The organism is Streptomyces sp. NPDC008092 (assembly GCF_042957285.1).
Classification (GTDB): domain Bacteria; phylum Actinomycetota; class Actinomycetes; order Streptomycetales; family Streptomycetaceae; genus Streptomyces.
Window position 1 is genome coordinate 170,669 of the sequence record NZ_JBIBHY010000003.1, and the last position, 20,816, is coordinate 191,484.

The 20,816-nt window shown below is 72.1% G+C and carries 14 protein-coding genes; 12 read left to right on the forward strand and 2 right to left on the reverse strand.

Annotated elements, in window-relative coordinates:
• Positions 1 to 30 precede the first annotated feature (30 nt).
• Genes ACFZB3_RS09980 through ACFZB3_RS09990 form a run of 3 tightly spaced genes read left to right on the forward strand, consistent with a single transcriptional unit; the run spans position 31 to position 1,355 of the window.
• Complete coding sequence (locus ACFZB3_RS09980; protein WP_391372567.1) at positions 31 to 480, forward strand: TadE/TadG family type IV pilus assembly protein; 450 nt, start codon at positions 31 to 33, stop codon at positions 478 to 480.
• Positions 481 to 897, forward strand: a complete 417-nt coding sequence (locus tag ACFZB3_RS09985) for a TadE/TadG family type IV pilus assembly protein (RefSeq protein WP_391372570.1) — start codon at positions 481 to 483, stop codon at positions 895 to 897.
• Complete coding sequence (locus tag ACFZB3_RS09990) at positions 894 to 1,355, forward strand: pilus assembly protein TadG-related protein (RefSeq protein WP_391372573.1); 462 nt, start codon at positions 894 to 896, stop codon at positions 1,353 to 1,355. The genes ACFZB3_RS09985 and ACFZB3_RS09990 overlap by 4 nt, the downstream gene beginning before the upstream one ends.
• Before the next feature lie 27 nt (positions 1,356 to 1,382).
• On the opposite strand, the gene ACFZB3_RS09995 is transcribed toward ACFZB3_RS09990, so the two are convergent.
• Complete coding sequence (locus tag ACFZB3_RS09995; RefSeq protein WP_391372576.1) at positions 1,383 to 2,939, reverse strand: sigma-70 family RNA polymerase sigma factor; 1,557 nt, start codon at positions 2,937 to 2,939, stop codon at positions 1,383 to 1,385.
• A gap of 196 nt (positions 2,940 to 3,135) precedes the next feature.
• Here ACFZB3_RS09995 and ACFZB3_RS10000 point away from each other — a divergent pair, with 196 nt between their 5' ends.
• From ACFZB3_RS10000 to ACFZB3_RS10025, 6 genes are all read left to right on the forward strand, one after another.
• The gene (locus ACFZB3_RS10000) at positions 3,136 to 3,486 is read left to right on the forward strand and encodes an SsgA family sporulation/cell division regulator (RefSeq protein ID WP_391372579.1); all 351 of its coding nucleotides are present in this window, start codon (positions 3,136 to 3,138) and stop codon (positions 3,484 to 3,486) included.
• Positions 3,487 to 3,706: 220 nt separating this feature from the next.
• Positions 3,707 to 6,712, forward strand: coding sequence for a BTAD domain-containing putative transcriptional regulator (locus tag ACFZB3_RS10005; RefSeq protein ID WP_391372581.1), 3,006 nt, complete (start codon positions 3,707 to 3,709; stop codon positions 6,710 to 6,712).
• Entirely contained in the window at positions 6,709 to 7,584 is an 876-nt protein-coding gene (locus ACFZB3_RS10010; RefSeq protein ID WP_391372584.1) for a prepilin peptidase, read from the forward strand. Before ACFZB3_RS10005 ends, ACFZB3_RS10010 begins: the two co-directional genes overlap by 4 nt.
• Positions 7,585 to 7,729: 145 nt before the next feature.
• Positions 7,730 to 13,471, forward strand: a complete 5,742-nt coding sequence (locus ACFZB3_RS10015) for a PQQ-binding-like beta-propeller repeat protein (RefSeq protein ID WP_391372587.1) — start codon at positions 7,730 to 7,732, stop codon at positions 13,469 to 13,471.
• Positions 13,472 to 13,515: 44 nt separating this feature from the next.
• Entirely contained in the window at positions 13,516 to 14,715 is a 1,200-nt protein-coding gene (gene mqnC, locus ACFZB3_RS10020) for a cyclic dehypoxanthinyl futalosine synthase (protein WP_391372589.1), read from the forward strand.
• A 7-nt stretch (positions 14,716 to 14,722) separates the two neighbouring features.
• The gene (locus ACFZB3_RS10025; protein WP_391372592.1) at positions 14,723 to 15,169 is read left to right on the forward strand and encodes a hypothetical protein; all 447 of its coding nucleotides are present in this window, start codon (positions 14,723 to 14,725) and stop codon (positions 15,167 to 15,169) included.
• 67 nt (positions 15,170 to 15,236) lie between these two features.
• Here the strand turns inward: ACFZB3_RS10025 and ACFZB3_RS10030 are convergent, their stop codons facing one another.
• Positions 15,237 to 16,277 (reverse strand): chitinase, encoded by a 1,041-nt coding sequence (locus ACFZB3_RS10030; RefSeq protein WP_391372594.1) that lies wholly within the window; start codon positions 16,275 to 16,277, stop codon positions 15,237 to 15,239.
• A gap of 305 nt (positions 16,278 to 16,582) precedes the next feature.
• On the opposite strand from ACFZB3_RS10030, the gene ACFZB3_RS10035 reads away from it, so the two are divergent.
• Genes ACFZB3_RS10035 through ACFZB3_RS10045 form a run of 3 tightly spaced genes read left to right on the forward strand, consistent with a single transcriptional unit; the run spans position 16,583 to position 20,815 of the window.
• Entirely contained in the window at positions 16,583 to 16,960 is a 378-nt protein-coding gene (locus ACFZB3_RS10035) for a hypothetical protein (RefSeq protein ID WP_391372597.1), read from the forward strand.
• Positions 16,961 to 16,982: 22 nt separating this feature from the next.
• The gene (locus tag ACFZB3_RS10040; RefSeq protein WP_391372599.1) at positions 16,983 to 19,406 is read left to right on the forward strand and encodes a glycosyltransferase; all 2,424 of its coding nucleotides are present in this window, start codon (positions 16,983 to 16,985) and stop codon (positions 19,404 to 19,406) included.
• Complete coding sequence (locus ACFZB3_RS10045; RefSeq protein WP_391372602.1) at positions 19,406 to 20,815, forward strand: acyltransferase family protein; 1,410 nt, start codon at positions 19,406 to 19,408, stop codon at positions 20,813 to 20,815. The genes ACFZB3_RS10040 and ACFZB3_RS10045 overlap by 1 nt, the downstream gene beginning before the upstream one ends.
• Position 20,816 lies beyond the last annotated feature (1 nt).

The window sequence follows — 20,816 nt, forward strand, 5'->3', positions numbered from 1 at the left end:
CACAGAGCGCACGACGGGGACGCAACGGGGATGACGGGGGTCTGTGTGGACGTGAACGGATGGCTGCGCCGCCGGGCCGCCGCCGCGCGCGGTGACTCGGGCATGACGGCGATCGAGTTCGTGTTTCTCACCCCCGTTCTCTTCTTCATGATCTTCGCGACGGTGCAGTTCGCGCTGTACTTCTTCGCCGACCACGTGGCCCAGGCGGCGGCCCAGGCCGGCGCGCGCAAGGCCCGCGCCACCGCCGACGCGGAGCCCGGCGCCTGGCGCGCCGAGGCCAAGGACGTGGTCGACTCCTACATCAGCCAGCTCGGCCCGCAGCTGGTCCTCTCGCCCGACGTGCAGATGCTCCAGCCGGAGCAGACCACGGTCGGCGTCGAGATCACGGCCCGTATCCCGACGGTGTTCCCGGGCCTGGACCTGACGGTGCACGCACGGTCGGCGGGACCGGTGGAGCGGTTCGTGGAGGATACGAACTAGATGTCCTCCATAAGGGAAAGAAGCGCGGACGACCGGGGGTTGTCGACCGTCGAGGTCGTCATCCTCGCCCCGGTGATGATCCTGTTCATTCTCGTCCTGGTCGCCTTCGGCCAGCTCGTCGACGGCCGCGGGGCGCTCGACGGCGCCGCGCGCGACGCGGCCCGCGCCGGTTCCATCCAGAAGGACCACGCCACGGCCATGTCGGAGGCCCGGAAGGCCGCCGACGCCGACCTGTCGGACGTCTGCTCGGGGCCGGTCTCCGTCGTCCAGACCAGCGCGGGCTTCGAGTCCGGCGGCATCTTCACGGTCGAGGTGAGCTGCCGGGTGCGGGGTCTGGCCATGCTGGGCCTGGACATCCCGACGACCCTGACCTCGACGTTCTCCTCGCCCCTCGACCCGTTCCGGAGGGCGGCATGAGCCTTGCGGTGCTGCGCAGCTGGTGGACCGCGCGCCGGCTCCGTCTCGACGACCGGGGCTCGGGCGCGGGCGCGGTCATCATCTTCGCCCTGGTCTTCCTCGCCCTGTCCGCGTTCGTCATCGACGGCGGCCTGTCCATCTCCAAGCGCGAACGGGCCGCCGACATCGCGGAGCAGGCGGCCCGTTACGCGGCCCAGGACATCGACCTGGACAAGCTGTACGAGAACCAGGGCGAGGCGCCGATCAACTTCCAGGACTGCGACGCCCGGGTGAAGACCTTCGCCCGCGAGATGGACATGTCCACCGCCGACGTCGCGGGCACCCACTGCGTCACCGCCGACGCCCAACAGGTGCAGGTCGAGGTCCAGTTGACGTACGAGCCGGTCTTCACGGGCATGTTCTACGGCGGCGCGATCGTGGTGCACGGCGAGGCGACGGCCGAGAACGAGGTCGGTTAGGCGCCGGGCGCTCCGCCGGGAGGGCCGCTATCCGCCGGTGTCCGTCTGCGGCGCCGTTGGGGCCGGTCGCGCCCACGCGGCGGCAGCCGCACATGCAATGCAGTCCCGCGCCCCTCCAGGGTGCTTGTGCCGGGGTGGGCAGTCGTCGTCGGGCGGGGTGACCGGTGTCGGGTCGGCCGGTGCCGGGTCGGTGACGGGCGGCGGGTCGGCGGGAGCCGGGTCCGCCGGGGGCGTGGGATCGGCGGGCGGTGTCGGTGCGGTGGGCGGCGTGGGTGCGGTCGGCGGTGCCGGGGGAGTGGGGGCCGCGGGCGGGGAGGGTGGCGCCGGCGGTGCGGGCGGAGTGCTGCTCCCGTCGCCGTCGTCCGGTGGGGTCTGACCGCCGGGATCCGCCGTCGAGCCGCCGTCACCGTTGTCGCCGCCGCTGTCCGACGGCGGCTGCGTGGTGGGCTCGGGCCCTGACGCGGCCGCGCCGTCCGTGCCGTCGTCGCCGGTGGCCTGCGGCCGTACCGTCTCCCCGCCGTGCTGACTTGGTGTCACCGTCGGCTGTGTGGCGGGCGCGTCCGTCGGGGTCGCCGGCCGGCCGGTCACCGGTACCTGCGCCACCGGCGCGTCGGCGACCGGTGTCCGCCGGGCGGGGACGGAGTCGGCCTGGCCGGGGCCGAGTATCAGCACCAGCGCGGCCGCACCGGCCGCCATCGCACCCGCCGCCGCGGCCACCACCGGCGCCTTCGTGCCGGCCACGCCGGTGGCCTGCCGTACGCCGTGCAGCAGTCCGCTCCCCGCTCCGCCGCCGCTCGCGTGGCCGGCCGCCGAGGCCCCGGCCGTGGTCAGGGAGAGCAGGAACCTGCCGGCCGTGCCGCCCACCGCGAACACCAGCAGGGCCGGGCCGACCAGGGCCGGGAGGCGGTCGTTGGCGCTCATCAGGGCGGCGAGCCGGGCCCGGCAGTCCGCGCAGGTGTCCACGTGGGCGAGCAGCCGGTCGGACTGACGCTCCGTCGCGGCGCCGCGCACGTAGGCCGGCATCCGGCTCCAGTGGACCTGGCATGCGGGGTCGTCCGGAGCCCCGGTCTGGGTGCGCAGGAACGCCTGCCGCATCCCCTCCCGGGCGCGGTGCAGCAGTACGGCGGTGGCGCCCTCCTTGGTGCCCAGCTGCGGCCCGATCTGCGCCAGCGGCTGGCCCTCGGCCTCGGCCAGCCAGAGGGCCTTGACCCAGCGTTCGGGCAGCTGGGCCAGGACGCGCACGACCAGGTCGACGGAGGAGACGCGCTCGGCGGGGTCCTCGCCGTGCCGGCCGGACTCGGGCTGCTCATCGTCCTGCGGGTCGCGGGGCGTCTCGTGCGCGGCACCGTTCGCGGCGTACGCGAGGTGCCGGACGGTCGTCGTCAGGTACGCCGACACGTTGTCGATCTCGTGCCCCTCGGCCAGCCGCCGCCAGACCCGGAAGTGCGCCTCGGCGACCAGGTCTTCGGCGACCCAGGCGTTGCGGGTGAGGGAGCGGGCGTACGCGACGAGCCGCGGCTGCTGTTCCTCGTAGATCCGGGCGTAGGCGGTGGTGCTGATCACTGCAGAGGAACCGTCGTGCATGGCGGAACGCTCCAGTTGCCGGGTCAGGGGCGGGAGAAGGTTTGTCAGCGTAGATGACGAAACTTTCAAGCAAAGTTTCAAGCGCATCAAGAAGTGATGCATGTCACTCAACTTCCTTGCGTTTCCCGCGTAATCAACCCGCGATCCGGCGCTCTCACTTGTACGACGGTCCACCACGCATCCCCGGAGACGCCCCGTGCCCATCACGCTTGAGCAGCCCACCGGCGCCCGCCTGCTCACCGCCGACGAGCAGGAGGTGGCGGTCCCCGCGACGCTCCGCTACACCTCGGCCGACCCGCAGGCCGTGCACTTCGTCTTCCCGCCGTGGATCTCCCTGGACGGCGAGGAGGTCGTCTGGACCTTCGCGCGGGCCCTGCTGGAGGAGGGGCTGGCGGGTCCGGCCGCGCTCGGCAACGTGCACGTACGCCCGTACGGCGACTCCCGCACGGTCGTCGAACTCCGCGCGGCGGAGGGTGTGGCCGCGATCACCTTCCCGACCTCCGCCCTCACCCGCTTCCTGCTGTCCGCGCTGCGGGTCGGCGGCTGACGGACTGTGTGGGGCGTGTGGAGGGGGCGTGCACGGGTCGGGTGGTGGCAACTCCGGCCAATGGGGAACCGGTTGGTGAAACCGGAGAATTCGGGCGGAGGTTGGTGGTTCCGCCCCTTCGACGGTGTCGGTGCCAGTCAATAGGATCGTCAAGGGGACCTCGGCTGGCTCGATGTGCCCCCGGCCCACTCCTTCCGCACACGACCCCGGGACACCCGCCATGGCGCGACGCAGCACATCAGGCTCGACGGGAAGACCGACGGGCACCGGTCCGTCGGGTCCGCGGAACCGGACCCCGCAGCCGGTGCGGTTGCGTCGGCGTACGTTCGGGGACGTCGTCAAGGCGTTCCTCGCCTTCGTGGCGCTGCTGGTCCTCGTCGTCGGCGTCCCCGGCGCCCTCGCCGTGACGGTCGGCTGGCCCCTGCCGCGCAGCGCGCCCAGCATGGACTGGCTGTCGCAGCCGATCGACGTACAGACGTTCCTGAACGCGCTGACGGTCGTCGTCTGGCTGGCCTGGGCCCAGTTCACGGCCTGCGTGCTGGTGGAGGTCAAGGCCGCCGTCTCCGGGGTCGGCCTGCCCGGCCGGGTCCCCGGCGCCGGCCCGAGCCAGCTGCTCGCCCGTCAGCTGGTGGCCGCGCTGCTGCTGGTCGGCGCCACCGCCGCCAGCTTCACCCCGGGCCTCTCCCAGCTCGGCCACAGCCTGGAGGGCAACCAGAAGGGCACGGTGGCCACCGCCCAGGCGACCCCCGGCATCCTCGCCCAGCAGCAGGAGCAGGCGAAGAGCACCGCCGCCGCCCTCGCCGAGCAGGCCGGCCATGCGGCGGCCCAGGCCGAGCAGGGCGGCTCCACCGCCGCGCACGGGGCGACGAAGTACTACCGGATCCAGCCGCCCGAGGGCCGCCACCACGACTCCCTGTGGGAGATAGCGCAGCGCCACCTCGGCGACGGCCGCCGGTACAAGGAGATCTACGAGCTCAACAAGGACCGCATCCAGCCCGACGGCTCCCGGCTCTCCGAGGCCAGCCTCATCCGCCCCGGCTGGATCATGGAGATGCCCGGCGACGCGCACGGCGGCGAACTCGTCGAGAACCCCGACGCGCACGTCTCGCCGGAGGTCCGGCAGCAGATCGGCGACTACGCGCAGACCGGTGACCACGCCCAGCACCAGCAGCAGGCGCAGGGCGGCGGGCAGCACGCGGGCGGGGACGGGGCGACCGCCCAGATCACCGTGCCCGCGCAGCGCCAGGCCGGCGACACCACCGGCACCCCCGCCGCACACGGGACCTCTGCGGACTCCTCCGCCGCCGCCTCCTCCTCTTCCTCCTCTTCCTCGTCCTCCTCCTTCGGCCTGTCCGAGGCCCTGCTCGGCGCCCCCCTCCTCGCCGCCGGCCTGCTCGCCGCCCTCGGCCGTCGGCGCCGGCAGGCCCTGTGGCAGTCGGCGCTCGGCGCCGTCGGCGGCCGCCGCGGCATGGAGCCGCCGATCCCGGCCGGCGACGCCCAGGACGTCCAGGACGCGCTGCTGGTCGGCGCCGACCCGGAGGGCGTACGACTGCTCGACCGGTCGCTGCGCGGACTCGCCGCCGCCCTCACCGCCGAGTCCCGCTCCCTGCCCGTCGTCTACGCGGCCTGGCTCAGCCACGGCGACCTGCACCTGCAGCTCGCCCAGCCGGCCGGCAAGCCCCCGGCGCCCTGGCAGCTCGGCCAGGACCAGACGTTCTGGACGCTGTCCCGCGCGGACGCCGGGCGCTACGAGGACACCGACGCGGCGGCGCCGTACCCGGGTCTGGTCAGCCTCGGCACCATGGACGACTCGCGGCTGCTGCTCAACCTGGAGGCCGTGCCCGGCATCGTCTCGCTGAGCGGCCGGGAGGCCGACCGGGCCGCCGTGTTCGCCTCCGTCGCCGCCGAACTCGCCACCAACGGCTGGTCGGACCGCATGACCATCACCCTCGTCGGCTTCGGCGCCGACCTCACGCCGCTCGCCCCGAACCGGCTGCGCCATCTCGACGACGTGGAGGCGCTGTTCGAGACGATGGAGGCGGAGACCCGGCAGCGGCGCGGCGCGCTCGGCGCCGCCGACCACCACTCGGTCCTCACCGGCCGGACCGGGCCCGCCCAGCACACCCGCTGGGCGCCGAACCTCGTACTCCTCGCCACCCAGCCGTCCGCCGAGGACGCCGTGCGCCTCGCCGAACTCGCCGCCGACGCCGCCCGGCTCGGCATCGGCTACCTGGTCGGCAGCGAGCGCGACGACCTGCCCGGCGCCGCCTGGGCGATGGAGATCACCCCGGACGGCAGGCTCCTCGCTCCGCTGCTCGGCCTCGAACTCCAGGCCCAGCTGCTGCCCGCGGTCCAGCAGCGCGCGGTCGTCGAACTCTTCGTGGAGGCCGACCCGGAGCGCGACCCGGACGGGCCCACCACCACCCCGCCGTTCCTCGTCGACATCAGCGAACAGGGCCGTCCCGCGGTGTACGCGCGGCTCGTCGGGCCGTACGAGATCATCGGCCTGGACACCCCCGACGGGGACCGCAGCCCCCTCCTCCACGAGGCCCTCGCCCTCCTCCTCCTGCACCGCGAGGGCGTGCACCCGCGCGTGCTGTCGTCCGCGCTGTGGCCGCGGGGCGTGACGGAGGACGTCCGCGACGCCCTCCTGGAGCGGCTGCGCGGCTGGCTCGGCACCGACCCCGACGGCAGCCCCCGGCTGCGCGCGGACGCGGCCGGCCGCCTCACCCTCGCCAAGTCCGTCGTCTCCGACCTCGACGTGCTGCGCTCGCTCTACTACGAGGCCACCCAGGGCAAGGGCGTCGACAGCCGCGCGGTCCGCGGCCGGCTGCTCACCGACGCCCTCGTCCTGGTGCGCGGCCCGCTGCTCGCCGACCGCGCGGAGGGCCGCTACCGCTGGCTCACCCACGAGATCGTCGACGCCCAGCTCCCGCTGCTGGTCGCCGACATCGGCCTCGCGCTGTCCGCGTTCCACCTGGAGAAGGACCGCGCGGAGAAGGCGATCGAGGCGCTCGGCGCCGCCCTGAAGACGGCCCCGGCGGACGAGCGCCTCTGGAACGAGCTGCTGCGCGCCACGCACGCCACCGGCGACCCGGACCGGCTGCGCGCCCTCGCCGCCGACCTGATCGCCCGCAGCGGCGCGCGCGGCCTGCCCCCGCGCACCGAGGCCCTCCTCGACGAACTCCTCCCGACCTGGCGCGACGGCGCCGCCGCGACCGGATGACGACCGCGCTGGACCTCGCCGTCCCGGCCGCCGCAGCCCTCTGGGGCGCCGCGGCCGGTTCCCTGCTGCCCCGCGCCGCGTACCGTTTCTCGGCCCCGGCGGGGGAGGAGTGGCGAAAGGCGTGCCCCGCGGGCCACCCCGTCAGGGGCTGGCTGGGCCGCACCACCTGCGGCACCTGCGCGACCGCCTCCCCGATCCACGCACCCGCGCCCGCCCCCCACGACGAACCGGTGGCCGCCGACGGCGAGAACGCCCCACAGGGGCCACCCGCACCCGACGACGAAACTCGCACGGGTGGCGCGGGTGGGAACACCAAGACCGCAACCACCCACGCACCCGCACCCGCCCCCCTCGCCCTCGCCACCGCCCTCGTCTGCGCAGCGTTGGCCCTGGCCACCGGCACCCGCCCCGAACTCGCCGTCTGGCTGCTCCTGGCCCCCGTCGGCGTGCTGCTCGCGGTGGTCGACTTCCGGGTGCAGCGCCTCCCCGACCCCCTCACGCTCCCCCTCGCGGCCGCCGCCCTCGCCCTCCTCGGGGCGGCCGCCCTGCTCCCCGAGCACGCCGGTGACTGGCTCACCTCCCTCTACGCGGCCCTCGCCCTCGGCGGCGCGTACTTCGTCCTCTTCCTCGTCAACCCGGGCGGCATGGGCTTCGGCGACGTGAAGCTGGCCCTCGGCACGGGTGCCGTCCTCGGCTGGTACGGCTGGCCCACGGTGCTGCTCGGCACCTTCGCCGGGTTCCTGTTCGGTGCCCTGTACGGCGGCGCGCTCGTCGTCGCGCGGCGGGCCGGGCGCAGGACCGCGATCGCGTTCGGGCCGTTCCTGATCGCCGGCGCGTTCGCGGGACTGCTGGTGGGGGCGTACACGGCGTAGAACTCCGGTCGCCCGCAAGGGAGTTCGACCGCTCGCCCGGTGTGGTGATTGTGCCGCTCCGGTGCACGTGGCGATCCTGAGGCATGCCCGCGCCAGTCATGAACTGCGGGCGAGCCGCGATCGGCGCGAGCGGGGGAGAACCGCAGTGAGCGCAAGGAAGATCGAACAGGTCGTATCCCGGTACCACGCAGTCTTCGACGTGCCGAACCTGAAACTCGGCTACGGCCTGGACAGGAACCGCTATCTGGTCACCGGCGGCTCCCCGGACGGCCGGCTGCTGCGGCTGGGAGCGGACGGCAGCCGGCGCTTCGTCCGCGTCGGCGCCGCCGCGCTGGCCGTCACGGCCAGCGCGGCCGGGGTGATCGCCGTCGCGGAGCACCACTTCCAGCACCGGATCGTCTTCTACGACGCCGACTTCGACGTGCTCGGCCACTACGACGACTTCGCCGCCGACGACACCCTCGGCTACACCTCGCCCTCGGGCATCGAGGCGGCCGAGTCCGGCGCCTTCTACGCCCTCGACCAGCACCGGCGACGCGTCCTGCGGCTGAACCCCGACGCCACCCTGAGCCAGGAGATCCCCCTCACCGGGCTGCCGGACGCCGCCGTCTCGAACCAGGCGGCGGTCGGACTGCGGGTGGCGGAGAACGCCGACCGCATCTACACCGCGTGGTCCAAGGCGGGGAACGGCGCGTCCGGCATCCTCTGTGCCACCGATCTGCAGGGGCGGTTCCTCTGGTCCGACGAGGTCAAGGTCTCGGGCGGGCTCTACGGCGGCTTCGACGCGAACGGCGACGGCGAACTCCATGTGATCGTGAAGGGCAGGGGCAGGCAGGAACTGCGGGTCTACCAGCCCGGGAGCCCGGGGCAGACGCAGTGGACGGCGGGCACCATCGCGCTGCCCGACGACGGTCACGAGGTGCAGCACCTGCGGCTCCGCGACGACAAGTACCACGTCAAGCGGGACGACCCCGTCAGCCTGGTCGAGGTGTACGACGTCGCGACCGGCACCGCGCGCGACCGGGACCGGGTGCTCGCCGACGTCGAGCGGCTGAGCGTGCAGTACGACGCCGACGTGTGGACCGCCGGCACGGCCGTGCCCCTGACCGTCACCCACACCCCGGGCAGCTGGGCCGACCGGCCGCGCTTCCGGGTCTGGCTGCGCCCGCTCGGCCTGCCGGAGTTCACCGAACTCCCGCTGTCCGGCGGCACGGTGACCCCGCCCGCCGATGCCCGCGGGCTGTACCAGGTGCGGGTGTCGCCGGATGTCGGCGGGCGCGTCTGCGAGTACGTCCTGGACGGCATCGTCGAGATCCGCCCGGGCGGCACCGGGCAGGGCTCGCTGTCACTGATGAGCTGCCGCATCGTCAAGGACGCCGACGGCAGGGACAGGCGGGTCGACCTCAACCGCCTCCACTACGGGCGCGGCGAGGCCGTCACCGTCGAGATCGAGGCCCGGGTGGCCCCGGGGGTGCCGCTGCCGGCCGCCGTACGGGTGGTGCTGACGCGAGCGGGAGCGGAGGTCCGGGTCTGGGAGAACCTCCCCCTGAACGCCGCCGGCGTCGGCCGGCTGGTCATCGGCCCCGCGCTCACCGCGGCCCTGGAGCCCGGACGGTACGTCGTCGACGCCGGTGCGCCGGCCGGTTTCGCCGTCGCCCCGCAGTACCTGGAGATCGGGCCGGGACTGGCCGGCAGGCCCGACTTCCATCTCACCCTCTACTCCGACATCTACGCCCCCAACCACGCCTGCTTCCCCATCGACCCCCGCGAGGTCGCCAAGGACCCGGCCACCGCCAGGCTGCCGCGCTTCGCGGACCTGCCGGACCTGGTCCAGGCCCACCTGGCCAGGGTGCGGACGCTCGGTCTCAACCTCGCCGTCGACCGGCTCGGCGTGAACTGGGGCCGCACCTTCGCGGCCGACTCCGCGGCCGACGGAGAGATCGTCGACCGGCTGCGGAAGTCACCGGCCGCGGTCCACTGGCAGAAGGCCGTCTTCGAGGACGTGGGCCGCCGGACCATCGCGGGCTACGGCGCGTACGGCATCGAGGAACAGGCGGTGCTGCTCTACAACGACGCCTACCTGCCGTTGGAGTGGCCGAAGAACTTCGAGAACCGCGACCTGGCCGAACTGGCGGACGACATCAGGACCACCACCGGCCTGCTCGCCGCGTACGCCGCCTTCCGCGGCTGGACCTGGGGCGCCAACTGGTGGAACGGCCCGGTGGGCGTGGTCGCCGCGGAGAGCGAGACGGAGCGCACGGAGTACAACGACCGGCTGAAGGCCATCGCCGCCGGCGATCCCGCCTGGGCGCCCGTGCTCGACACCGTGACCGACCGCTCGATCAACCTGAAACCGGCCGCGGCGAAGGCGTTCCGCAAGGCGCTCGACGACGTGGCCCCCGGCCTGACCACCGCCCTGACCCCGCCCTACCGGCAGCCCCAGACCGTGCCCCCGGTGCTGTTCGCCCAGGCCGACGAGGTCGACCTGCACTACCAGGGCGAGCAGATCCAGGTGATGCTGGCCACCGCCCACATGGTCGACTTCTACCGGCGGCCCGGCAGACCGGCCTGGGGCCACCCGGAGCTGACCAACGACGACGGCACCGGCGGGATGATCCTGCCGACGCTCTTCCAGCAGGTGCTGCGCGGCCCGAACGGCACCGGCATGGTCCCCGACGAGGGCGTCCGCCAGGTCGAGCCGGTCGCCGCCTACGCGGAACGCACCGGCGGCAGCGGCTGGCGGCGCGGCGAGCCGCGCTCCGGAGGGGCGGGCAAGACCTCGGTCCAGCGCGCCGCGTTCGACCTGATCGCCCGCCTCGCCCCGACCGTCGCGGGCGCCCGGTCGGCCGACCGGATCGCGATCGTCGTCTCCACCCGGATGCTGCGCCTGGAGACCTACGAGGGCGGCTGGTTCGCCGGCCTCTACTTCGCCGGCCTCTACGACGCCTACAACGCCTGCCTCTACGCCCACCGCCCCGCGTCCTTCGTCTTCACCGAGGACATCGCCGAGGACGCGACCGCCGACGTCCTGCGCGGCTACCAGGCCGTCCTGCTCGTGGGCCAGAAGGTGGACCTGGATCCGCGCCTGGACGAGGCCCTGCAGGCGGTGCGGGCGAACGTGTACGCCGACGACACCTGCCACCCCAAGTACCGCACCGCCTTCCGCCCGCTCGGCTTCGGGTTCGACCAGGTCGACATCGCGCGGGAACCCGCCTGGCAGGGCGACGACACCTCCTACTACCGGCTGCGCCGAGCCTTCCTCGCGCAGGGCGCCGCCGTCGCCGGGGCGCTGGCCGCCGTCCCGCCGGTCGCCGAGTGCGACAACCCCGAGGTGCTGCTCAGCGAGCGGACGGCCAGGGACGTCACGTACATCTGGGCCGTCAACAACACCATGCCCGACTGGGAGCCGGAGACCGCCTGGCGGGTGGGGCTGCTCTGCGCCCAACGGCTGCCCGTGCAGGCACGGTTGAAGGTGAGGCTGCCCGCGCTGCACCACGTCGTCGACGTGCTCACCGGCACAACGGTCTCGCTCCTCGACGGCGTCTTCACGGCGGACCTGCGGACCGTACCGGCCCGGCTCTACGCGATCGTCCCGCTGCTGCACGGCCCGCTGCCGTCGGCCTCGGAGGACGGGTTCGGGCCGCACGTCCGGGACCTCGCGGTCTCCGCGGACGGCCGTACCGCCGCCCTCAACACCTTCAACTGGGACCACAACCTCTACGGCCTCGACCTCGTCACCGGCCGCACCCGCTGGCGGCAGCGGGTCGGCCACCACTTCGCCTACGCCCCCACCGCCCGCCCCGACGGCTTCGCCGTCCAGGGCTTCGACCTCGGCTCCGCCGAGGGCTACCACCTCTACGAACTGGACTCCGCCGGACGGGCACAGCGCCGGTACGCCCTGTTCGGCCTGCCCAAGAAGGCCACCGACTGGTCCAAGAGCGAGTGGGGTTACGACTACGGGCTGAACAACTTCGCGGTGGCGCCCGGCGGTTCGTGGACCGCCTCCTGCGGCGACCTGGGCCTCGCGGTGTGGGACGAGGAGGGGCGCGAGAAGTGGACGCACCCCTGGTGGACGGAGAACCGGCGCACCCCGCTGCGTCTCCTCGCCCTCGACGACGACACCCTGATCACCTTCGCCGACGACACCGTCACCGGCCTCTCGGCGGCGGACGGCCGCACCCTGTGGACCTTCGCCACCACCGCGAGCGGGAACCTCGGCGGGGCCTTCGGCGCCGCGACCGTCAGCAGCGACCGGCGTACGGCCGTGCTCGCGTCCGAGGCCGACGGCGGCCGGGTGTTCGTGATCCGGGACGGCGCCCTGGCCCACACCCTGCCCACCGCGGCAAGCGAACTGTCCCTCTCCGCCGACGGCTCCTTCCTCGTAGCCACCACCGGCAACCAGCTCCGGGCCTTCGACACCGGGGGCGGGCTGCTGTGGACGTACACCGGGGACGACTTCCTGCGCCGCCCGCGCGTCTCGCCCGACGGCACCCGGATCGCCGTGGGCAGCGAGCTGGGCACCCTGTCCGTACTCGACCGCGACGGGGCCCTGCTGACCGAGACCGACCTGCGCGCCCTCCCGGTGCCGGCCTGGCTGCCGGACGGCGATCTGCTGGTGGCCACCTGGATGGGCACGGTCATCCGCTACCGCGCCGACCTCAAGGAGCGCTGGCGGACCCGGCTGGCCCCCGAGGAGACGGACATCCGGCCGAAGCTGCGGGCCCCGGACCCGGTGCCGGTGGTGCGGGCGGACTGGGGCAACGCACGGTCCGAGGCCTACCCGCTGACGCCCAACCTGCTGGTGCAGACGTACGCCTATCTCGGGATGCAGACGGTCGACCCGGTTCGTGGCATGACCCAGGACCCGGACGAGCTCTTCGGCCTCCTCACCGACGGCAGCGCCGATCCGCCCGCCCGGCCGTGGCTGAACCGGACGCTCCTGAACGGCATGGGAGCCACCGGCTCGGACCACCGCTTCCTCCTCACGGTGGACACCTTCCGCTACCAGCTGGAGCTGACCGGCGTCACGATCGCCGAGGACCCCGCGCACCCCGAGTCCTGGCTGCGGGACGTCCTGCTCCAGTGGTGGGACGCCCGGGCCGGCGCCTGGCGGGACGGTCCGATGCTCCTCTCCGACCAGGCCCTGCACAGCCACGCCGTCGAGCCGCCGCTGCACTCCGGACGCTTCCGGTTCGTCACGACCGGCGGCTCCACCTGGCCGGCGGGCAATCTGCGGCTCGGCGAACTCGTCCTCCACGGCAGGGTCCTCGGCCCCTCCCACCGGGACGTGGTGGAGAACAACGCCCTCGCCGTCCTCTTCGACGACCGCGTGGACGACGTGGAGGACCTCCTGCTCGACGGCCCGCACGTGGTGGACATCCAGGAGGGCGGCGCGTACTCCGGCCACCGGTGCCTGCGGGTGCCCGTGGCGCTGCCGGACGCCCAGTACCCCATCCGGCACGGCCGCTTCTTCCTGGACACGATGCACGACTGGAACTTCGAGATCGTGGAGCACCCGGGCGCCCCGGCCCAGTACCGGTACCTCCAGTTCGCCTGGAAGGCGCTCGGCCCCGGGACCACCGGGATCGGCCTGCGGCTGGGGCCCGGCGGCAGCCCGGAGGCGGACGGCTCCGACCAGTACTTCGCCGTGAACGCCGGGATCTCGCGGTTCGGGTCCCCCGACACCGTGCTGACCCAGATCACGGTCCCGGCCGACGAGTTCCCGGCCGACGGCTGGCGGACCGTCCGCGTGGACCTGTGGGCGGCGAGCACCGGCAGGCTGAAGAAGATCACCCAGCTCGGTGTGCGCACGGACGGCGGCGGCGCCCTCTTCGACCAGATCGTGCTCGGCCGTACCGAGGCCGACCTGCCGGAGCGGCTGGCGTAGGCTGGCTGCGTCCGTCCACGACCCCTGCCGAAGGGAAAGCCCTGGTGACCGAGAAGGCCGACCTCCAGTCTGTCCTCGACCGTGCCGCGGCGGGCGGACGCATCACGCCCGAGGAGGCGCTCGACCTCTACCGCGACGCCCCGCTGCACGCGCTGGGCGCCGCCGCCGACGCCGTACGCCGCCGCCGTTACGCCGGTACCGAGCACATCGCGACGTACATCATCGAGCGGAACATCAACTACACGAACGTGTGCGTCACCGCGTGCAAGTTCTGCGCCTTCTACGCGGCCCCCAAGGACACCGCCAAGGGCTGGACCCGCGACCTCGACGACATCCTGCGCCGCTGCGCGGAGACGGTCGAACTGGGCGGCACCCAGATCATGTTCCAGGGCGGCCACCACCCCGACTACGGCGTCGAGTACTACGAGAAGCACTTCAAGGCGATCAAGGACGCGTTCCCGCAGCTGGTGATCCACTCGCTGGGAGCCTCCGAGGTCGAGCACATGGCCCGGATCTCCGGCGTCTCCGTCGAGGAGGCCATCACCCGCATCCACGAGGCCGGTCTGGACTCCTTCGCCGGTGCCGGCGCGGAACTGCTCCCCGAGCGCCCCCGCAAGGCCATCGCGCCCCTCAAGGAGTCCGGCGAGCGCTGGCTGGAGATCATGGAGACGGCCCACAAGCTGGGCGTCGAGTCCACCTCGACCATGCTCATGGGCACCGGCGAGACCAACGCCGAGCGCATCGAGCACCTGCGCATGATCCGGGACGTCCAGGACCGTACGGGCGGCTTCCGGGCCTTCATCCCGTACACCTACCAGCCCGAGAACAACCACCTGAAGGGCCGCACCCAGGCCACGCTCTTCGAGTACCTGCGGATGATCGCCATCGCCCGCCTCTTCATGGACAACGTCGCCCACATCCAGGGCTCCTGGCTGACCACCGGCAAGGAGGTCGGCCAGCTCTCGCTCCACTACGGCGCGGACGACCTCGGCTCGATCATGCTGGAGGAGAACGTCGTCTCCTCCGCCGGCGCCAAGCACCGCTCCAACCGCCTGGAGATCATCGACCTGATCCGCAAGGCGGGCCGCGTCCCGGCGCAGCGCGCCACGACGTACGAGCACCTCGTCGTCCACGACGACCCGGCGAACGACCCGGTCGACGAGCGGGTGATGTCCCACATCTCCTCGACGGCGATCGAGGGCGGGACGGCGCACCCCGAGCTGAAGCTGCTCAGCGCCAACTGACCCGGTTGTGTTGACGATTCACGCGGCGGACGAGATCCGCCACGACTGGGACGGTGCCGCCCTCAAGGACGGCGCCGTCGTCGTCGAGGGCGACCGGATCACCGCCGTGGGGGCGCGGGCGGACCTGCTGGCGCGCTTCCCGGGCGCCCGGGTGCGGAACTGGCCGGGAGTACTCGGTCCGGCGCGCGTCCACGAACACGCGCTCCCGGACGCTCCGACGCCGCGGGAACGCGTACATGCGGTGCTGAAGTCGGGTGCGACAGCCGTCCTCGACCGGCACACCGACTCCCCGGAACTCCGAGCCGCGGCCGCCCGCAACGACGTCCTCGTACTGCCCCACGCGCCTCGACCCCACCTCACCGAAACCACCAGGGCCGACCTGGCGGTGTTCGACGAGGCGGGGGAGTGCATCGCCACGGTGTGCGCGGGGCGCCTTGTCCACAGACGGCGCTAGTCCGACTTGCTTTTTTTGGGGGCGCGGGGAACTGCGCGACCAGCCCCCACCCACCCGCAGACAACACTCAACCGGCGAACGCCTCCCCGAACGCCCCCGAACTCTGAGTCACCCCACTGCAATCCGTCGCGGCGTCGTCCTGCGAAGCAGCCCCGCTCTCACACTGCACATCCCGGAACGTCGACCACATCGACACCCACGCGACCCCCTCCTCCTCCGCGAACGCCCGCACCTCCTTCGCGTCGGACAGCGTGAACGTCTCCCCGTCCACGTCGTTCACCCCGATCATCGAGGTCAGCGCCATCCCGCCCCACGCCCCCGCGTCCGACAGCCCGAACACCTTCTTCAGCTGCGTGTGCGTGGCCTTCGCCGAGGTGACCGCGTAGTCGCCCATGTCCCCGTCGTACGACTCGCCGTAGTTCATGGTCATGATGTCGACCGTCGAGACCTGCACGTCGTACTTGTTGGCCGACTCCAGCAGCGCGAGGCCGTCGGAGTCGAGCCCCGACGGCATCACCGGCAGGGTGAAGGAGACCTCCAGGTCCGGCCGTTCCTTCTGGAGCACCGCGATCGCCGCCGACCGCAGGGCGACCGAGCCGGAGTCGGCCAGCGTGTCGCCCTCGATGTCGAAGTCGGCCTGCGTGGAGCCGGCGGCGTCCAGCGCGGCACCGTACGCGGCGGCGAGCTTCGTCGCGCTGGAGCACGTCGTCGCCAGCTCCTTCCCGGAGGCCCCGCCGAAGGAGACCCGGACCGTCGCCCCGTCCTCCTTCAGCTTGGAGATCCGCGACTTCACGGCCGAACTGCCCATGGCCTCCGTCCCGTTCCAGGCCGGCGTGCAGCTGCTGCCGCTGGCGATCACGAAGGCCAGGTTGTACGTCGAGGGTGATCCGGCGCCGTCCGTGTCGGCGGCCTCCGTCGCGCTGACGTAGGGCGCGTACGACGTGCCGGACCCGTCCGAGCCGCCGGCGGTCTCGGTCGCGGAGGCGGACGCCTTCTGCGACGGTGCGGGTGCCGCGTCCGACGTGCCGTCGGAGCCCGAGGAGCACCCCGTGACTGCCATGGCAAACAGGCAGGTAAGCCCGGCAGCCGGCCTGAGGAAACTCCGCATTAAGATGCACCCGCTCTCGTGATTTGTGTCTCAGGCTCGAAACAAAGCCTGATTCCAAAGGAAAACGTCTCACACGGTCATGGTGTTCAACGGTTCGATCAATACATAGGAATCTCACGGAACGAAGGGTGCGAAGAGGGTGAAAGGTGCAGCTCAAAAGGGATGTTCAGGTGGTTTCCCATCCTCGTTCGCCACCGCAGGTGTTCACAGAATCTCTCAGTGAAAAGACAGGTTAAGGGGTTTCTCATGGGCACTTCACAAGAACCCCGAAGTCGATCACATAAAGACTCCCTAATATCCGTGGAATGCAATCCGAGCCTGCCATCGAAAGCCGCGCCGCGGGGCGTGGTCGCCGCCGCAAACAAGGCAACGGGTCTGCCGAGGGGCCCGTCTTCGTCGACACCTCCGGGCGCCGCTCCAAGGTGCTGCGGCGCGTCGGCCTCCTCCTCGGCGTCGTCTGCCTCGCCTACACGGGAGTGCTCGGCGCCGCCTTCATGGGCTGGGGAACCTCGCTCACCCCGGACTCGCTGATCCCCGACTTCGCGCGCGCCGGCAACGCCCCCGGCGGCGAGCGCCCGCAGGGCGGCATCGGCCGCCAGGCCGGCCTGCCCAGCGACCGCCCGTCGTCGCTGCCCTCGGTCACCGCCACCCCGTCCGCCTCCGCATCCGCCACCGCCGACTGACCGGGAACGCAGGCCTCTCCCCATGACTACTCCGACGTCCGCACGCGGCCGCAGGCGCGCCCCCACCCGCATCGAGCGGGCGGCGGGCAGGGCCGCGGCGCTGCAGAAACCACGTGTCATCCTCGCCCTGCTGCTCCTGCTGGCGCTGACCTGCGTGATGCTGCTCGACGGCTATCTGCGCGCAGAGGTCGGCGGCGACCAGCGGGTGCGCACCGGCGCCAGCTCCAGCAAGGTGCCGGACAAGGTCCTCGACGGCGGCCCGATCCTCACCTTCCGGGGTGGCCGGGCGACGACCGTCTCGGTCCCCTCCAAGACCATCGCCCTCACCTTCGACGACGGCCCGAACCCGACCTACACCCCGCAGGTCCTCAAGATCCTCGAGCAGTACGACGTGCCCGCCACGTTCTTCCTGGTCGGCTCGATGGTGTCGCGCTACCCGAGCATCGTGAAGACGATGGTCCAGCAGGGCAACGAGGTCGGCATCCACACGTTCACGCACGTCGACCTGTCGTACCAGAGCGACGCCCGGGTCAACCGCGAGATGCAGCAGACCCAGCTCGCACTGGCGGGCGCGGCCGGCATCACCACGACCCTCTTCCGCGCGCCGTACTCCTCGGAGACGGACGCCATCGACAACTACAGCTGGCCGGTCTACGAGAAGCTCGGCAACGAGGGCTACACCAGCGTCTTCGTCGACACCGACAGCGACGACTGGAAGAAGCCGGGCGTCTCGAAGATCATCAAGTGGGCCACGCCGAGCGGCACCAAGGGTGCGGCGGTCCTCTTCCACGACGCCGGCGGCGAGCGGTCCCAGACGATCAAGGCGCTGCCGCAGTACATCAAGAAGATGAAGGCGAAGGGCTACACCTTCACCACCGTCAGCGGTGTCATGGAGAAGCGGAACGCCGCCGGCCGGCAGGCCGCCTCCGCGAGCACCGGCTCCACCGGCCAGACCACCACCACCGGGGTCACCGAGGCCGGCGTCACCGGAGCCGGCACCGGCACCGGAGCCGGCACCGGCACCGGCACCGGTTCCGGTTCCGGCTCCCAGCCCGGCAGCGGCACCGCCCCGAACGGTGAGGGCGGCACCGCCCCCAGCACCGGTTCCGGCACCGGCGCCGCCACCGTCTCCCGCCTCCAGGCCGCCCACCGCACGGCCACCGGCATGACCCTCTACGAGGGCAAGGCCCTCATCGTGGCGGTAGCGATAGCCGAGTGGGCCCTCCCCGTCCTCTCCGGCCTGCTGTTCGTCGTCGGCGTCGCGGTCATGGGCCGCTTCGGGATGATGCTGCTCATCGCCCGCCGCCACTACCGGCTGCGCAACAAACGCCGCTTCAGCTGGGGGGCGACGGTCACCAGACCGGTGAGCGTGATCGTCCCGGCGTACAACGAGAAGGAGTGCATCGCCAACACCCTGGAGTCGCTGGCGCAGAGCACCCACCCGATCGAGGTCATCGTCGTCGACGACGGCTCCACGGACGGCACCTCGGAGATCGCCCGCGCCGCCGCCGACAAGCTCGGCATGCCCAACGTCCGCGTCATCCGCCAGGAGAACGCCGGCAAGCCGGCCGCCCTCAACAACGGCGTCCGCAACGCCAGTTACGACATCGTGGTGATGATGGACGGCGACACCGTCTTCGAGCCGGACACGGTACGGCAGCTCGTGCAGCCGTTCGCCGACCCCGAGGTCGGCGCGGTCGCCGGCAACGCCAAGGTCGGCAACCGCAACACGATCATCGGCGCCTGGCAGCACATCGAGTACGTGATGGGCTTCAACCTCGACCGGCGCATGTACGACCTGCTGCGCTGCATGCCCACCATCCCCGGCGCGATCGGCGCCTTCCGCCGCGAGGCGGTCCTGGAGGTCGGCGGCATGAGCGAGGACACCCTCGCCGAGGACACCGACATCACCATCGCCATGCACCGCGCGGGCTGGCGGGTCGTCTATCAGGAGCACGCCAAGGCCTGGACGGAGGCGCCCGGTTCGCTGAAGCAGCTGTGGTCCCAGCGCTACCGCTGGTCCTACGGCACCATGCAGGCCCTGTGGAAGCACCGCAAGTCCCTGACGGACAAGGGTCCTTCCGGCCGCTTCGGCCGCGTCGGCATGCCCCTGGTCGTCCTCTTCCAGATCGTCACCCCGGTCTTCGCCCCGCTCATCGACGTCTTCACGGTCTACTCGATGATCTTCGTCGACTTCGAGGCGGCCCTGCTGGCCTGGCTCGCCGTCCTCGGCATCCAACTGGCCTGCGCGGCCTACGCGTTCCGCCTCGACAGGGAGAAGTACCGCTACCTCGCGATGATGCCGCTGCAGCAGCTGGCCTACCGTCAGATGATGTACCTCGTCCTCATCCACTCCTGCATCACCGCCCTCACCGGCGGCCGCCTGCGCTGGCAGAAACTCAAGCGCACCGGCGAGGTCGGCACCCCGGCGGGGGTGAGCGGCTGATGACCTGGGACCAGCAGAACCCGTACCAGCAGCACTACAACGGCTACGACCACGGCCCCTACGCAGGCCAGCAGCAGTACGCCCAGCAGCCGTACCCCCAGCAACAGCAGTACCCCGACTACGGCTACGCCCCGGCACCGGACCAGACGGCCCCTCTGCCCCTGGTGGAGCCGGAACCGCAACCGGAGCCACAACCGGAGCCGCAGCCGACTGCTGCCACCGCCACCTCCACCGCTGTGGGCAATCGTTCCGCAGGGCGATGGGGGTCCCCCCGCTCGAGCGAAGCCGAGAGTGGGGGAGGGTGGGCACAGCCCACAGCGCCGGGCACCGAAACAACCGACGCCCAGGAGTCCGACCCCGACGCTCAGCCCAAGAAGCCCGCACGTGACCGTTACTTCGACACCCTCCGCGCCGTCGCCCTCATAAGGGTCGTCACCTACCACACCTTCGGCTGGGCCTGGTGCGGCATGGTGTTCCCCTCCATGGGCATCATGTTCGGCCTCGCCGGCACCCTCATGGCGAAGTCCCTGGAGCGCCCGGCGCTCAAGGTGGTCAAGAGCCGGCTCCGCCGCCTCCTCCCACCCTTCTGGTTCTGGGGCTTCTTCGTCGTCCTGGCGATGCTGATCCACGACTGGATGCCGGGCTGGCAGATCGTCTACTGGATCGTGCCGCTCGGCGACCCGCCGGGCAACGCGTGGGGCGAGCAGGCCTGGGAGATCCTCTGGTACCTGCGCACCTACCTCTGGTTCGTCCTCCTCTCCCCGGCCCTGCTGTGGATCTTCCGCAAGGCCCCGGTCCCGGTACTCCTCGCGTCGCTGGCCCCGATCCTGGTCCTGAACTTCGTCTGGTCCGGCCCCGACAACCGCTTCGGCAGCGCCCTGTGGGACCTCTCGACGTACCTCTTCTGCTGGATCCTCGGCTTCGCGCACCGCGACGGCGTGCTCCAGCGGATGAAGCCGGCCCTGGTGGTCGTCGGCTCGCTCGCCGCCGTCGGCTACGGCGGCTGGTACGCCTTCTCGCACCAGGCCGACTTCGGCACCTACGACCTGGACGAGAACCCCCTCGCGCAGGCCTTCTGGTCGGCCGGGTTCGTGATGCTGCTGATGTGGGCGAAGGCCTACTTCAAGATCGACTTCGCCTGGCTGACCCGCTACAGGAAGCTCGACCGGACGGTCACGATCTTCAACGCCCGCGCGGTGACGATCTACCTCTGGCACGAGATCGCCCTGGTCCTCGCGGTCCCGCTGATCGACCAGATGTGGAACGTGCCCGCGTTCGAGAAATGGCTCCCGCTCGACAGCCAGTGGTTCATGTTCGGCGTCGGCTGGATCCTGATCGCGGTGTTCGTCGTGGCGTGCGGCTGGGTGGAGGACGTGGCCGCGAAGAAGAAGCCGAAGCTTCTCCCCTGAG